15 protein-coding genes are annotated in these 14,845 nt (G+C 63.7%); 6 read left to right on the forward strand and 9 right to left on the reverse strand.

Annotated features, from left to right (window positions below; genetic code table 11):
* Window positions 1-29: 29 nt before the first annotated feature.
* From ACOCMM_RS18380 to ACOCMM_RS18395, 4 genes are all read right to left on the reverse strand, one after another.
* Window positions 30-1,190 (reverse strand): exonuclease domain-containing protein, encoded by a 1,161-nt coding sequence (locus ACOCMM_RS18380; protein ID WP_419554583.1) that lies wholly within the window; start codon window positions 1,188-1,190, stop codon window positions 30-32.
* 260 nt (window positions 1,191-1,450) lie between these two features.
* Entirely contained in the window at window positions 1,451-1,648 is a 198-nt protein-coding gene (locus tag ACOCMM_RS18385; protein ID WP_419554584.1) for a hypothetical protein, read from the reverse strand.
* 67 nt (window positions 1,649-1,715) lie between these two features.
* On the reverse strand, window positions 1,716-5,870 hold the full coding sequence (locus ACOCMM_RS18390; protein ID WP_419554585.1) for an AAA domain-containing protein: 4,155 nt from the start codon (window positions 5,868-5,870) through the stop codon (window positions 1,716-1,718).
* A 160-nt stretch (window positions 5,871-6,030) separates the two neighbouring features.
* Window positions 6,031-6,252, reverse strand: a complete 222-nt coding sequence (locus ACOCMM_RS18395; protein ID WP_419554586.1) for a hypothetical protein — start codon at window positions 6,250-6,252, stop codon at window positions 6,031-6,033.
* Window positions 6,253-6,517: 265 nt separating this feature from the next.
* Here ACOCMM_RS18395 and ACOCMM_RS18400 point away from each other — a divergent pair, with 265 nt between their 5' ends.
* On the forward strand, window positions 6,518-6,691 hold the full coding sequence (locus ACOCMM_RS18400) for a hypothetical protein (RefSeq protein WP_419554587.1): 174 nt from the start codon (window positions 6,518-6,520) through the stop codon (window positions 6,689-6,691).
* 87 nt (window positions 6,692-6,778) lie between these two features.
* On the opposite strand, the gene ACOCMM_RS18405 is transcribed toward ACOCMM_RS18400, so the two are convergent.
* Complete coding sequence (locus ACOCMM_RS18405; protein WP_419554588.1) at window positions 6,779-6,964, reverse strand: hypothetical protein; 186 nt, start codon at window positions 6,962-6,964, stop codon at window positions 6,779-6,781.
* Window positions 6,961-8,277, reverse strand: a complete 1,317-nt coding sequence (locus ACOCMM_RS18410) for a hypothetical protein (RefSeq protein WP_419554589.1) — start codon at window positions 8,275-8,277, stop codon at window positions 6,961-6,963. The genes ACOCMM_RS18405 and ACOCMM_RS18410 overlap by 4 nt, the downstream gene beginning before the upstream one ends.
* A 225-nt stretch (window positions 8,278-8,502) precedes the next feature.
* Here ACOCMM_RS18410 and ACOCMM_RS18415 point away from each other — a divergent pair, with 225 nt between their 5' ends.
* From ACOCMM_RS18415 to ACOCMM_RS18435, 5 genes are all read left to right on the forward strand, one after another.
* Window positions 8,503-9,051 (forward strand): peroxidase-related enzyme, encoded by a 549-nt coding sequence (locus ACOCMM_RS18415; protein WP_419554590.1) that lies wholly within the window; start codon window positions 8,503-8,505, stop codon window positions 9,049-9,051.
* Between the two features lie 242 nt (window positions 9,052-9,293).
* On the forward strand, window positions 9,294-9,566 hold the full coding sequence (locus tag ACOCMM_RS18420; RefSeq protein ID WP_419554591.1) for a hypothetical protein: 273 nt from the start codon (window positions 9,294-9,296) through the stop codon (window positions 9,564-9,566).
* Between the two features lie 5 nt (window positions 9,567-9,571).
* Window positions 9,572-9,997 (forward strand): aspartyl protease family protein, encoded by a 426-nt coding sequence (locus tag ACOCMM_RS18425; protein ID WP_419554592.1) that lies wholly within the window; start codon window positions 9,572-9,574, stop codon window positions 9,995-9,997.
* A gap of 127 nt (window positions 9,998-10,124) precedes the next feature.
* Window positions 10,125-10,601, forward strand: a complete 477-nt coding sequence (locus ACOCMM_RS18430; RefSeq protein WP_419554593.1) for a mobile mystery protein A — start codon at window positions 10,125-10,127, stop codon at window positions 10,599-10,601.
* Window positions 10,602-10,743: 142 nt separating this feature from the next.
* Window positions 10,744-11,736, forward strand: coding sequence for an LLM class flavin-dependent oxidoreductase (locus tag ACOCMM_RS18435; protein WP_419554910.1), 993 nt, complete (start codon window positions 10,744-10,746; stop codon window positions 11,734-11,736).
* Between the two features lie 181 nt (window positions 11,737-11,917).
* Here the strand turns inward: ACOCMM_RS18435 and ACOCMM_RS18440 are convergent, their stop codons facing one another.
* The 3 genes from ACOCMM_RS18440 to ACOCMM_RS18450 all read right to left on the reverse strand — a co-directional run bounded on the left by ACOCMM_RS18440 (window position 11,918) and on the right by ACOCMM_RS18450 (window position 14,844).
* Window positions 11,918-12,100, reverse strand: coding sequence for a hypothetical protein (locus tag ACOCMM_RS18440; RefSeq protein ID WP_419554594.1), 183 nt, complete (start codon window positions 12,098-12,100; stop codon window positions 11,918-11,920).
* Between the two features lie 224 nt (window positions 12,101-12,324).
* The gene (locus ACOCMM_RS18445) at window positions 12,325-12,876 is read right to left on the reverse strand and encodes a hypothetical protein (RefSeq protein WP_419554595.1); all 552 of its coding nucleotides are present in this window, start codon (window positions 12,874-12,876) and stop codon (window positions 12,325-12,327) included.
* Window positions 12,877-13,095: 219 nt separating this feature from the next.
* A complete protein-coding gene (locus tag ACOCMM_RS18450) occupies window positions 13,096-14,844 on the reverse strand; it encodes a cation:proton antiporter (RefSeq protein WP_419554596.1) in 1,749 nt (582 codons plus the stop codon).
* Window position 14,845 lies beyond the last annotated feature (1 nt).

Consider the following 14,845-nt stretch of genomic DNA (forward strand, 5'->3'; position numbering starts at 1 on the left):
CACGATCCCGGGAAGCGCTTGGAATCGGCTCAGTCGATGCAGTTCAGGAAGTCGGCAACTTCCATGATCGGGATCTCGTACTGCCTCGCCTTCTTGGCCTTGCCCGACTGGCTGGAGGCGTCGGCCGCTACCAACAAATCGCAGTTCTTCTTGGTCACCGATCCGACTGGTTGCAGTCCGGCCTTGGCTGTAAGGAACTCCAACGCCTCGCGTTCAAAGTGTTGTTCGTCCACCACCGCTGTCCCGGTGAAGCAAACGCGTGCACCGGCGGCGATGCCGTTCACGGATGGCAATTCGGTGATGTCTGGGATCGGAGCCTCAGGCAGTTCGAGCGCGACAGCGATCTGCCGCATCAGATGATGCTCGTCTGGCGTAACGACATGGTCGCGCAGCGCAGCAGCGACGACCGCGTCGAAGTAACGCTGGTGGGCCAGTCGCGCCTGCGCTGAGCTGATTCCAAGGTCCCGCGCTAGTTCAGTCAGCTCACGGCGCTCCTCCGCAGTGATCACGTGATCGTCGAGCACCCAATCGAGCATGTCCAGATACGCCAACATCGCCTCATCGGAATACGGGTAGTGGGCTCTGCTGATGGTGCGCACCATCTCGTTGGAAACCGCGCCCCCGCCCGCGCGCCGCTGGGTACGGGGCGTCCCGCTCCCGTCGATATAGCCGATGCGGCATGGGACCAAGCCTCGGTCACGCCGGTCTGATTCCTCAGCCTCGTATACGCGCGTGAGCAAGAGTGCAGTGGCGCGAGCGTCGGCCAAGGCTTGATGTTGCTCAAAGGCCGCAATTTCGTGGCGCTGGCATGCGACGCCGAGCTTCTCCGACGTTGCCCTGAGGGTGCAAAAGCCCGACCCCGCAGCGAAAGCCGTGTTGATCCGCGCGAACTCCTGGCTAAGCATTCGAGAATCAAACGACAGATTGTGAGCTACCAGAGTGCTGCCGTGCATGCGGCGCGCTAACGCAGCAGCGATCTCGGCGAATGTGGGCGCAGCCTCAACCATCGAAGCGGTGATGCCGTGCAAGTTGGTCCGCCCTACGTCACGCTCCGGGTTCACCAAGGTGTCGAACTCATCGACCACATCGCCGGTGTCTACGTCCACCTCTACCGCTGCGATCTCGACGATCCGATCGCGCTTCCCAAGTCCTGTCGTCTCGCAATCGAACACCACCCAGCGCCGGTCCACAATGCACCCCCGTCGTCAATCAAGTCCAAGATCCCGCGACCCGAGAGTCTGTCAAGCATCGGGCGCCCCCGTCATCTGTGGGGGTTGAACGAGCCCGCCGCCGGATGAACCGGACCTCGCAGGGCGGTCTGCCTACGCCTTGGAGCACCGTCATCGGGCGGCGCGTGCCCCATGCTCACTCATGAGGGCACGATTGAGCCCGTTGCCGCCGCGATTTGGAGGAGTCGGGCTACAAAGCCTCTGAGGCGAACGATCTCGAGTTAATCGCTGCCTCCGAACAGCTGCGGCCCCCCGATTTGTTCCTCACAGCCATTCCGTGCCAGCCAGTCGGCGGCGTCCAGCAAGATGTGCAGTTCCTCATCGTTGATGTGTCGCACGTCACGGTGCACGTGGTGGCGCGCAATACGTCTCACAGCTTCGTGCAGGGGAAGCCCTTGATAGCTGCGTTCGTTCGCCATGTGGGAGAGTCTCGCGCTCCACCGGCACGTGCCGACGAGACCTTGTCCGCCACCGCGGCACAGTGCCTTAGCTTCGAGCTTCGCGGATTGCAATCTCAAGCGCGGCGACGATCCTCTTGCCGCCTCGACGGAACCCCAGTTCGTCCATCATCGCGGCGATCATGTCGCTCTCAGTGCGCAGCAACGTGTCTGACTCGATCCAGCGTGCAAGTGCCACGAGCTGGTCGTGTCGATAGTCGGCGATGCTGTCGTAGCCAAGCGATCCACGACGAGGGACTGCTGGCCGCGGGGCCCTTTGGACTGACTGCGTCTCGGGCCCGTCGGTCGCGGGCGAGAGTCCGGTCGCCGACGCTCCCGTACGACCATGCCTCTTTGTTACGTCTCTCACGCTGGCGGCGGTGTTTCCGAATCCGTCGGCGGCGCGAACCGCCGCGCGCCACGCAGCCTCGGCCTTGTCGAGTTCCGCTTCCTGATTGCTGAACCAAGCGGTCGACCAGATGCGGTGGACGCGCCACCCCTTGCCTTCGAGCACTTGCTGACGCAGCCGGTCCGCGTCCCGGGCAGTCGGTGTGGAGTGGTAGGTGGCGCCGTCAGCTTCGACTGCCAGCACCATCTGGCCGGGCTTGTCGGGGTGCGCGCACGCGAAGTCGATTCGGTATCCCGAGACGCCGTACTGCGGCGTCACCGGGATTCCACGGCGCTCGAGACCTTCCTTGACGGAGAGTTCGAAGGGGTTGAGCGGCACGTCATGAGCGCTTGTGCCGAGTACGTGACCTTCGGTGGCCGCGTACTGCAGGTACTGCCGCAGGAGTTCGACGCCCTTAGCGGACGAACGACCCGGATCCATGTCGTGATGGCCGAATGACGACACAACGTCTACCCGTGATCGAGCCCGGGTCACCGCCACATTGAGGCGACGCTCCCCACCGTCCTGATTCAGCGGACCGAAGCGGTACGGCAGCCGGCCGTTCGCATCCTTGTGATATCCGACGCTCAGAATGATGGCATCGCGCTCGTCGCCCTGGACACGTTCAATGTTCTTCACGAAGAAGCGTTCGTCGTTGGCTTCGGAGAAGAACTCGTCGAGCGCGGGGTCGTTGACGTCCCGCAGCTCGCGCATGAGCGCATTCTCGATCGCGTCTGCATGCGCTTGGCCGAAGGCGATGACGCCGAGCGTCTCGTCGGGCGAGGTGCGAGCGTGATCGAGCACGCGCTCAGCTACAAGCAGCGCTTCATCGGGATTCGACCGGGTGCCATTGACCTCGGCATGCGGCCGGAACGGAACCAGATGGTGGGTCAGCGGGGAGCCGGTTGCGGACCCGGGAAACGCCGTCAACGACCCGCCGTAGATGTGCTGGTTCGAGAAAGCGATGAGCCGATCGTCGCGGCTGCGGTAGTGCCACGTCAGCATCGTGTCGCGCAGGAAGATGTCGGCTACTTCGAGCAGCGATTCGATGTCGTCGGTGGCAATCAGTGCCTCGTCGTCATCGGTTTCATCGTCGTTCGCGCTCTCCCGGCCGAAGAACGCTGTGGGAGGAAGCTGGCGACTGTCGCCGGCGATGACAGCTTGTGGCGCGCGGGCGAGGCTGCCGATGGCTTCGGCGGGAGGAATCTGGGAGGCCTCGTCAAACACGACGACGTCAAAGATGTTCGCGTCGGATGGAATCATCTCGGCCGTGAGCACTGGAGACATGGTCCAGCAAGGTCGCAGCGCTGTCAGCACATGTGGTGCGCGTGCGAGCAATTGGCGAATGCTCAAGTGACGGCGCTTCTTGCCGGCTTCGGTACGGATCAACGTCGCTTCTTCAGGGTGTGCGTCCATGGCAGAGATCACACTTTGGGCAATGCGGCGACGCAGTCGCATCGGCGCAACGTCGAGGTGCTGCCGGTCGAACTGCGCATATTCGTCGCGGACCCGCGTCGCGCGATCGCTGTCGAAGCCGGACAGGCGCGGGTCGGTGAAGCTCAAGTCCTCCAACACCCGGGACAGCCAGGCGTGCTCGACGGCGCAGGCAGCCATGTGAGCCGGGTATGAGTCGCCGGCTTGCTCAAGAAGCGACATCACCTCGGCGGTGCGAAAGCCGGACTCAAGCTCGCGTATCCGCGGCAGCTTCTGGGCGACATCGGAACTCGATGCCAAGCGGTCGAGCGTTTCGGCCAGCGCCGGCACCGGCCCAGCCGTTGTGTCGCTCTCGGTCAGAACCCCGTATTTCTGCAGCGATGCGAGGCTCTCGGCCGCCACCGTGACCCTGTCGATCGCGTCGTCGAGACCCTGTGGTACTCGGGGCAGGCCCTCCGCTGAGAACTCCGACCACGCTGAGAGATGCTTCCCCGCTTGTTCCAACGTGTCGAGCGCGTCTATGGGCGACAGATCCCCCGACTCGCTCAGCGTTGCGGCGACCGACTTGCGCGCTCTTCGATAGGCGCCGGAGAACAGCCGTGCGCTGGCGCGTGCCATCCCCGATTTCCGTGCCGACGCCAGCGAGCTCCGCAACCCGGAGATGTCCAAGGCGTACAGGTCGTCGCTGAACCGTTCGAACATCTGCCTGATGTCCGCGAGCGAATCCAACGCATCACGCCATTGTGCATAGGCGACCGGAAGGGCGGCCCCGATTTCGTCGAGACAAGCCTCGATTACGCTGCGCGCCGCGGGCAGCTGATCTGCGGCAAGGCCCCGAACGAATTCAAATGCAGCTTGCGCCTCTTGAGTCGTTTCGATGGTGCTTCTCGACCATTCCGGGTGCGAAGTCGGCAGATCATGCCCGGCAAGGTCGACCCACTCCGTGATGTCGCGGCTAAGTCGCTCAAAGCTCTCGCGATCGATGCCGTTTGCCGAATCGGACGACAACCGCGACGGGGTATGTGCCTCAACAGGAACTCCAAGCAGGCGCTGGCGCATTTCGAACACGCTGAGGTTCCACGGTGCGCGTTGGTCGTGCACGGCGGCTTTGTCGGCAAGAAGTTCGCCCCGGCGGTCTTGCAGGCGACTGTGCAACTCAGTGTGGTCTTGGGCCGGAATCGTCGCGACGTGATCGAGCGAATCTGAAAGATGGCTTGCAAACTCCCGGCGAGAGGTGACGCCTCCATGCAGGTCCATCACCAGATCGTCGAGACCGACCAAGTCCAGCCGCTTTGTGACAGCTTCGATGGCTGCGCGTTTCTCTGCCACGAACAGCACTCGCTTGCCGTGAGCGACAAGGGTGCCGATCAAGTTCGAGATCGTCTGTGACTTGCCGGTCCCGGGCGGACCCTGAATAACTACGGACTCGCCACCGAGAACGCGGTTGATGGCCAAGTGTTGGCTCGAGTCAGCGTCGAGAATCAGGAATTCTGACTCGGGCGGATCGACGTCGGGTTGGCTGGGACTCGGATTGCATGCTCGCGCGGTGAGCGCGGCCCGGGCGGGTTCAACTCCCGCGATGGCCGCCACGAGGTCGTTCTGTGCGAACGCTTCGGCGCTTTGATCGAGGTCTTGGACTAGCGGCATCGTCGAGTACGAGAAGTTGCCTCCCACGACGCGTGATGTGATCGCAAACTCCGGCAGCTCACTCCATGCACCGGTCAACTGGTCCAAGAATTCATCGAAGGCTTCGAGCGATGTGGGAGGGTCCTCGGCAACATCGGCCTCGATGTCGTCTATCTCGATGCCATGATCGCTGCGCACCATGCGTGCAAGCACTGGATTCAGGTGCGCATCACCGGCGACAGAAACTTCGAAGTCGCGAGTGGCAGCCCCGGTGGGCACTGTGTGCAACGGCACAAGGATGACCGGTGCATTGGGCTCCGTGCCCAGCTCGACCCTCCAACTTGCAAGGCCGATCGCTGCGAAGCAGGTATCAATTCCCTTTTCCTCGAGGTTCGTCAGCGCCTTCTTGTGGATTGCGGACATCCGTCGCCGGGCATCGTCAAATGGCGGCGCCGCGACGGTCGACGTCACCGTGGAGTAGATGTCGCTCAGACGCACTTTGCGGCCGGCCAGCAGCCGGTCGAGCGCCTGGGCACTCGCGCCGGCAGCAGCTCCAGGCGTGAGATCGAGCGTGCCGGTCTGCAGATCGCGGTATCGGCGCAACCGATTGCGGCCGGTCGTGTCAAGCAGCTCGTTCTGCCACCGCTGAGCGGCCCTGCGCACAGCGTCAAGGCGGTCGTCCTGGACTTGCGTTGTAGCTGCCAGCGCGTCGAGACGAGACAACGCATCGCTTGGGTCGTCTTCAGATTGCGCCATAGCGGCGGAATCATAGCCAAGCGAACCGAAGCGGTTATGAAGCGCATTGCTCGAAGCTGTGAACCGAGCCGCGGGCTAACGCTCGGCAAGCCCTGCGCAGGAAACGACAACAAACTTCGACGAGAGCTCACGCCCCCTCTGCGCGCGCAACGCTGATCGGTCAGACAGTGCCTCGCCACTGCCCAGCCCGACGCTCGTCGCGTGCCTGCTTGCGGACCTCGCGTGCCTTGATGCGCTCTACCGCTTCGGGACTCAGCGGGAAGCGCGCGCGTCCATCATGCAGCCACCATCCACCCGCCAACGACGCAACCACCCCATACACACCCACCAGAGCGAGTGCGCCGACCAGGCTCAGAGAGGTCCAGTACCTGGACCACGGCACAATCATTCACGGCACCGCCGTAGCCGCCAGGTGCCAAGCCCACCGCTCGCCACGACTGCGGAACTCCGGGAATCTCCCCAACGTCCGACGCACCGTTCGCCAAAACGACAACTCAGTCCGTTGAATCGTGCCGTTCGTCACCTGAGCAGCCCAAGTCTCGTCATCGACGCTGACACTATGCGCAGTCCACAGGCGACGACTGTGCGAACCTGATCCTCGTGGCACACCGGCACGACCCACGCTCCGGCATCACAACCGAGGCATCGTGAACTCTCTACCCGACCTTTCCAGCACCAAGGCGAGACTCCGTCAGCACCTGAAGGAACTCGAATCGCGCAACGACGAGGACGGGCCCGCACCTACTGGATGCAGCGAAGACCTGTTGATCCCGCTTCGAGCAGCACGCGCCGAGGCGAACCGCATCCTGCTGGCGGAATAGCGCAGCGCAACCCGCCCTGCAGAACGAGGAGCCGGGAAGCCCTACGCAGGGTTCACTCACGACCCCAAGGGCAGCCGCGAGGTGGAGTCAGCGTCGGCGCTTCTCGGCGTCCTCTGTTCCGTCCCGAGACTTCACGTAGCGCTCAAAGGTCTCTTGTGCGACTCGGCGCCCGAATTCGCGCGGGTCGTCCCGCCTGTCCAGCCCGGGGTTGATCCTGATCGACCGCGATCGAGCCAATTCCTGTCGAAGGTCGTTGTCAGCCGTCCGTGTCATGATGCTCTTCCTAGTGTGCCAGAACCGCTAAGTCGGCGATCGCGGTCGAAGTACCGGTGATTCAGCTCCGGGTCGAAATAGTGCTTTCGCTTGATCCACACGAGGCCATCTCCCTTTGAGATCACTGCAACATCGATGGGGCCTCCCACGGTCTCAGCCCCCGGCGTCACTCTTCGCTTGAACGACGTGAGGTTGACGAGCGCCTCAGCCATCTCGGCTAGCTCTTCTTTGGGCAGCACTTCCACGACCGACATGATCGGCCCCGAATTGTTGCGCTCAAGGAACTCGTCCAGACCGCTCTCAAAGTGCTCGGTGACCCAAGCACGCGCCTCCTGCATCTCGTCCTGCAGCAGCCCGAAAACCGCAGCGGGAAGCGAGCTCTCGACAAGGCCGCAGAAGCGCTCGATGAGCAGTGCGACCGTCTGATCGACAAACTCGTCAAGCGCTATCCGGAAACCCGGATGCACGCCTTCCATGAAGGTGGCCACCATGTCTTCCTGCGCAAACGGGTAGATGCCCGCCGATTGGTTGCCGTCGATGCGGACATGGCCTGCTGGATGCACTCGTACACGGTTCGCAACAACTCCGTCCAGTAGATAGTGCGAGAGCGCCGGGAAAATCTCTGATTCGCCGAATCCTGTGACGACCACTCCCCCGCTTCCGGGCGAACGGTCCGCGAGCCGCAACGACATTCGTACCAGCACCCTTGCGCGGCGTACGACGCGACTATCGACCGGCAGACCTCGAAACACGGCAGTGACGAAGGCGGGCCAATCAGGCATGGCGCTGCTGATCTCCCGCCCGACGATCGCAGCGCTGAGCCCCTCGACGAACGCGCCGCGTGCGAGTCGCTCAATCGTCGCGTCGATTGCGCCGAGGATGGGTTCGATGATGTCTGAGTCGTCGAGCGGGCTGCCATCGGCCAACGCTGCAATGGCGTCGTCTTCCACGACGTCGTGGATCATCTCAAGTTCCCAACGCGCAGTCATCGCGACTCGCTCGAGTTGCTCGTCTCGGGTCACGTGCTGAGTCAGATTCGCAAGGTGGTCGATGAAGTCGGCGGCGTACTCGGCAACGGTTCCGAAGGTCTTCGCACCGGCTGTCTTCCGATACTCCTTCACCACCGTTTCCCATGGCACTTGGCCAAAGGTTCCCGCTCCATAGATCATCACTGCCACTGGTTCCACGGTCGACAGTGAGAACAGCTTGTTGGCGGTGTTGTAGATCTTGGGACCCCGGCCCGCGACGGTGGCCGCGCTGTCCGCTGCAATGGCCACCGCTTCACGATTCAGGATCACAACCTCAGCTGTCACAGGCGCTCCTTTCGCCGGCGAATCCTTACACGAAGCAGCCACACGGAGGCGAACACATTTGGCAATTGCATCGATTCCGTCCCCACTGGCGGACGCTCGGACTGAGGCCTCGACGTCCTCGCCGATCTCGGAGTGATCGTGCGGATCGCGATACGTCGGAAAGTTGCTGCCAGGCGGGGTGCGGCCCAGTGCGACTGGCGCCCTGCCGGTGTGGGACGCTGGCTCATGGCGCGCATCGAGGTCATTGCTGACGACGACTGGGACGGCCCCCTCGGCGAGCTGTACCCCCGGGTCGTGGACCCCAGCTACGGCCGGGTCGACCACATCTTGGCCATCCACTCGCTCAACCCCCGCTCCATGGCCGCACACCAAGGCCTCTACGAATCGGCCATGACCGGCACCGCCACACTGCGCAAAGCCGAACGCGAGCTCGTCGCCCTGGTCGTCAGCCTCACCAACGACTGCCACTACTGAGTGGTCCACCACCGGCGCGGTCTGCGCCGCCTGCTCCGCAACGACGAACTCGTCGCCGCCGTCGAGCACGACTGGACCACCGCCGCACTGTCGCCCAAGCGCACCGCCATGCTCCGCTACGCCGTCAAGCTCACCGAGACCCCCGCCGCCGCCAGCGACGCCGACGTCGACGCCCTGCGCGAAGCCGGCTTCAGCGACCGCGACATCCTCGACATCACCGAAGTCGTCGGCTACTACGCCTACGCCAACCGCATCGCCGACGGGCTCGGCCTCCAAACCGAAGACTGGATCCCCGAGTGATCCTCTAGGAACGTTGCTCACGGACTTTCCTGCACCACTGATGCCAGTAAGGCACACAGGGCTTGCCTGCATCCCGGTGAGTGATGGGGACTTGGATAGCTGAAAGGGTCCTCCACTGAGTGGTCCAACGGCATCTCCATCGTTCTCCCGATTGCGTGCATGGACAGAGCCGCGGAGCGCGGATACCAAGGAAGCCGTCGAAGCGCCAGCGATCCCGAAACAGAGGTGCTGGCGTCGCTATCGTGCAGTTCAGCGCCGCAGTCTCGGAGGCCACCATGGAACGAGCCGAAGTGCTGAAGAACTACGCAGCCTTCGAAGCCATTCGCGTTGAACTCGAAGCAAGCCACCTCGGGCAGTTCGCCGTGCTGCACGACGGCCAGCTCATCGGCACGTATGCGAGCGTTCGCGAGGCCCGCACCGCCGGCAACGCGCGCTGCGGAGTCGGGAACTTCACCACCCAAGAGATCCGTTCCGAGCCGATCGAGCTGGGCACTATGGCCGCCGCCCTGACCTGACACGGGTGACTGCATTCGACACCGACATCGAACAGGGCCGCTATGTGCGGTTCTATGTCGAAGTCAGCGCTCCGACGAGCGAACGGAATCCGGCCCGGTACAGGGCGCTCGTCGACACGGGCGCAACGACAACGGCGGCGACCCGCGAAGTCATTGAACGGCTGGAAGTCACGGCGAGCGGCATCGAGACCGTCAACACACCCATCGGGCAGGTGCAGACGGACACCTTCGACCTGGACATCGCTCTTCCTGTCAACACGCCGGGTGCGGCCAGCGCATGGGGCGACGGCTACGCGTACGGCACAGCGCACGCCGTCATCGCGATCGGACTGAGTCGCCGTATCAGCGATTGCGACATCGTGCTCGGCATGGACGTGCTGTCGAGGGTGTGCTTCACGATGTGCGACGGCCGCTTCGAGATGCATGCCTGAGCAGTCGTGGTGACGCCCAGGTCTGTGCGCTATTTGTATTCATTCTACTACTTGAATGCTATATATAGATACTTGAACTTATTGAATTTGAATACTTATAGATATCGATATCTACAGCAGGTCAAGAATGCTGCGAGACAAACGAGCCCAATCACGGCGCCGACTCGACCAGCGCTTCAGTCGGCATGGCGACCTCGCCGATCTTGCCCCTCCTTCCCAGGGCTGGATCCGCACGCTGCGCGACTCACTGGGGATGACCAGCGGAGACCTGGCTCGCCGCATGGGCGTTCACCCGTCGCGCATCCCCGCCATCGAGCGAGGCGAGCGGGAACGGACGCTCAAGCTCGACACCCTCACCAGGGTCGCTGACGCCCTCAATTGCGACCTCGTCTATGCACTCGTGCCCCGCACAAGCCTCGACGGCATGGTCGACGTTCAAGCCCGGCGCCGAGCCGTCAAGCACTTGCGAAACGTCATCGTCCATTCGCAACTTGAGGATCAGGAGGTCACTCCCGACGATCTCGAAGCCCTGATCGCTGACCTCGCCTACGAATTCAGACGCAGGCGCGATCTGTGGCGCACCGAGCGAGGCAATTCCCGATGAACAACCTCGGCATCGCCACCGGCTAGCGCGCAGCCCAAACAACAGCCCGACTCGGAACCGCAGCCAGCGCGGCCGACCTCGTGATCGACAGCACCTACTCTCGACGGTGACCCACGAACAAGGGGAATCAGAAATGGCCGACATGAAGCTGGCGCTGTACCTGCCGAACTTCCGCGACCACGTGACCGTCTCCGAGCTCGAAGACCTCACCGAGCTCGCCGAAGAACTGGACTTCGACTCGATCTGGACACTCGACCGCATCGTCGTGCCTGAAGCATCCGACCGCGGGGAGCTCCAGTACCCGTTCGGGATGATGGAGCAGTTTCCCACGCAGCTCCCCGTCACGGCCCGCGGCCAGTGGTTCCAGGGCTGGCCGCTCATTCCCTGGCTCGCTGCGAAGACCTCGAAGTGCCGAATCGGCATGAGCATCACCGACACGCCATACCGCTCGCCCGGCGTGTTCGCCGCCGAGATCGCAACGGTGGATCACCTGTCCAACGGGCGCGTGAACGTGGGAGTCGGCTCGGGCTGGATGCCCGAAGAGTTCGCTGCTGCGAGCGCAGCGCACCTCTTCGGAAAGCGGCACAAGCACGTGCGCGAGACGATCGAGATCTGCCTGGGCATCTGGACGAACGACCTGTTCGAGTACCACGGCGAGTTCGCAGACTTCGACCCCAGCGGGTTCGGCCACAAGCCGGTCCAGGATCCGCATCCGCCGATCTTCATGAGCGGCTTGCGCAACCCAGCCATCTCCGCGAAGCGAGTGGCCCAGTACAACCTGTCCGGTTGGATTGGCATTCAGGACACACCCGAGGAATTGGCTGGGTGGCTCACCGCCATCGGCGAAGAACTGGACAAGCTCGACGGTTCGCACAGCGTCGACGACATGGAGATCTCCAGCATGTGCTGGTTTGTGATCACCGACGAAGCGACCGATCAGACCCCGAACGGCAAGCTGACGAACCTCCTGGCGGGCACCGCCTCGCAGATCACACAAAACCTGATCGACTTGAAGGCTGCGGGCCTGACCATGCCCCTCCTCTGGCCGCCGTTCAGCGATGTGCCGGTATCGAAAACGCTCGAGGATCTCCGCCAGATCGACGAGGAGATCATGCCCCAAGTCAACGCCGCTTAGCGGCTGCGCCGCCTCATCGCAGACGACGAACTGGTCGCCGCCGTCGACCTCGGACTGTCAGGACCAGTCGTCGCCGAGGTCGATATCGAGTGAGATGAACTCGATCGCCCCGTCGGCCGACAGCTGGCCGACGACCGTGAACGCACGAACCAGCACTCCCGTCGAAATCAAGATCCGGTAGTCATCCTCGCTGAGGCTCAGATTCCGCGACCTTTTGCTGCACCCGCGACCGCGCCCGCGCCCGTTCAACGAGTTGCGGAGGCGCCTCGTCGAGGTCCGTGACGATGCTCGCTTCGAACAGAGCGTGACGCTCGGCCGGGCTGAGCTTCTCAAGTTCTGCCGCCGTCACGATGTCCTCGGCCATATGCCGATCATAGGTTCAGCCTGATCGGATCGAGCGCCTGAATTTCGTTCTCGAGACAGCTGACTTCTCCAGCTGCCGACTTCCCGGCAGCGCCGAGCATTGCTTCGCCGGTCAGCCCACCGCGAATCCGCCGGTCCCGCTCTCAACGAATCCGCCGAACCGCAGCAACCAGCCCGATTGCGAAGCCGACGAACTCGGCCAGCCCCATTGTCGCGGGCGTTCAATCACGCCCAGTGCTCAGTGCTGGCCAGGCCCCCGGCCGCGTCCTTCAAGGCGAGCGCCGTGAGCCGCCGGCTCGAGACGAGGCCCACAGGCATCATCGGCATGAGCAGAGCGGAGCCCAACGATCCCCACCATGACGGAACGCCGAGATCCGGCGCGCTCATCCGCCCGAGCACCCACAGTGCCAAGGACAACACCACCGGCGCGGCAAACCCGGCCATGAAGGCGACGACGCCGGCGGCGGCCACATAACGGCCATCGGGCCAACGTGCCGCCCGCCACCAAGTCGTCGAACCAGCAGTGTCGAGCAACACGTACTCGACTGGGGCAACGGCCCACGACCCACGCTCAGCCACCGAAAGAGCCCGAACGTTCACCACCAGCAGAGCACCGACCGACACAGCCACCAACAGCACAACCACCAACCCGGCCCCGGGCACCGTTGCACTGGTCGGAATGCCCGCCAACCCAAACAACCAGAATCCGGTTGCGGCCAGACACCAAGAACCGATCTTGATCCACGCGGCGATCCCGTCATCGCGCGGACTGATCAACCGCCCATCAGCCCAGCGGGGCCGACGCCACGAAAACGGCGACCTCACCGGTGGCTCTCGAGAGGAAGGCTTGAACTCCGCGCTGGCATTCACAAACGTTCCCCTCGACGCGGCCCACCGTAGTGAGGCGGCACGATCCCGCCAGCTCACAGACTGACCTGCGACCTCGTCTATGTGCTCGTACCTCGCACCGGCCGCGACACGAGCGCCTGCCGGGGGTCAGGGACTCGGGCGATCGTCTTCGGAGTCGTCGTCATGCAAGACCGCGTGCGTGACAGCTTCGCTGTCCGGCTCGGGCACTTCGAAGTGGCCGAGAGCGTGGGCGATGAGCGCATCGAGGGCAGCCTGCCGTTCAGCGACGACATGGTCGACGAGCCCGTCGCGCTCCAGATCGGCGGCGTCGGCGGGGTCGGCCGCCCAAGCGAGCACCGCTATCTCAGGGTTGTGCTCACGTGCGACGCGGGCGAATTGTTCGACGGCGAACGGCGGGCTGTCCACGGCAAGAGCGACCCGCGCGTCACGCAAGCCTGCCCGGTCCGCGATGAATTGACGCGACACGTCGCCTGCAACCACCGTGCGGCCTGTCGCGGCTGCCCATTGCTGTGCTGCTGGGTCCATCGAGACGACGGTGTGGGGCACGTTCGCCAACTCCAGGGCAGCCACGATCCGGCGGGCCCGGGGCCCGAAGCCGTTCACGACTGCGTGGTCGCGCAGGGGCTCGTGCTCGCCGGGATCTGGTTCGAGGGCGGGGCGATCTAGCGGGCGATCCCTCCAGTCGTCGCTGTCGCCTGTCTCGAGCCGCGCCGCGACAGACTCACCGAAGCGCACGCTGTAAGGGCCAAGTGCCATCAGCAGAACGGCAACCGATATGAAGGCATCGGTGCCGTTTTGCAGACCCGCAGGCATCAGCCCGACTTCCTCGCCGGCTCGTTCGAGCACGAAGGAGAACTCGCCGATCTGGGCAAGCACCATTGCCGAGGAAACGACTACGGCTCGGGGCTGCCGCAGCAGCACTCCGGCGACTGCAGTGGCGAACAGCTTGACGGCGACAACACCGAGCGCCAAGCCGATCACCAACGGCAGGTTGCTCGCGAGAAATCTGGCGTCGACGAGCATGCCGATCGACACGAAGAACGTCGCGGAGAAGAGAATCTGCAGCGGCATCACCTCGCCAAGGGCTCGCGACGCGACGCGACTCTCGCTCACCATCAGCCCCGCGAGGAACGCGCCCAATGAGATCGAGACATCAAGCAGGCTGGTCACGTACGCGGTCCCGAAACAGATCGCCAAGATGGTCAGAAGGAACACCTCTGTCGACTGGTGCCGCGCCAGGAGCCGCAGGATTGCGGGGACCAGCGTGCGGGCGACGAACACCACGGCGACGATGATCCCGACCGCTTTGGCCAACGCGATCCCCACGTCGGCGGGACCCGTGGTCTGGCGGCTCAGCAGCGGCACGAACAGCACCATGGCGACGATGGCCAAGTCTTGAAAGATCAACAGGGCGACCGACATATTGCCCATCGGCGATGTCGTGGCACGCCGCTCAGCGAGCACCTTGAGCACGATCGCCGTGCTGCTGAGCGAGACGAGCAACCCGGTGAAGATCGACGTTCGCCAATCGACGCCGAAGGCGGCGACGATCGCTGTGACGATTCCGGTGGTCAGGACCACCTGAATGGCGCCGCCGCCCAGAAACAGCGACGCCAATCGGCGTACCCGATCGAGGCTGAATTCGATCCCGAGGGTGAACAGCAACAGCATCACGCCGATGTCCGCTGACTGGCCGACGAGATCGATGTCGCCGATGAGGCCGACGCCACCGGGTCCGATCACCACACCGGCGATCAGGAAGCCGACGATTGGCAAGACACCGAACCGCGAAGACAGGAAAGCGATCAGCGTTCCTGCTACCAGCAGAATCGCAAGTTCGGTCAACAGCGGTGGTGCTGACGCAGCCATCAGCATG

It is taken from the genome of Candidatus Poriferisodalis sp. (assembly GCF_965198245.1).
In the GTDB taxonomy this organism is placed as follows: domain Bacteria; phylum Actinomycetota; class Acidimicrobiia; order Acidimicrobiales; family Poriferisodalaceae; genus Poriferisodalis.

Excerpts from the sequence above, each read along its gene's own strand:
- ACOCMM_RS18385 (WP_419554584.1), bottom strand. The coding sequence starts at position 1,648 with ATGGCGAACGAACGCAGCTATCAAGGGCTTCCCCTGCACGAAGCTGTG.
- ACOCMM_RS18390 (WP_419554585.1), bottom strand. The coding sequence starts at position 5,870 with ATGGCGCAATCTGAAGACGACCCAAGCGATGCGTTGTCTCGTCTCGAC.
- ACOCMM_RS18405 (WP_419554588.1), bottom strand. The coding sequence starts at position 6,964 with ATGACACGGACGGCTGACAACGACCTTCGACAGGAATTGGCTCGATCG.
- ACOCMM_RS18430 (WP_419554593.1), top strand. The coding sequence starts at position 10,125 with ATGCTGCGAGACAAACGAGCCCAATCACGGCGCCGACTCGACCAGCGC.
- ACOCMM_RS18435 (WP_419554910.1), top strand. The coding sequence starts at position 10,744 with ATGAAGCTGGCGCTGTACCTGCCGAACTTCCGCGACCACGTGACCGTC.
- ACOCMM_RS18440 (WP_419554594.1), bottom strand. The coding sequence starts at position 12,100 with ATGGCCGAGGACATCGTGACGGCGGCAGAACTTGAGAAGCTCAGCCCG.
- ACOCMM_RS18450 (WP_419554596.1), bottom strand. The coding sequence starts at position 14,844 with ATGCTGATGGCTGCGTCAGCACCACCGCTGTTGACCGAACTTGCGATT.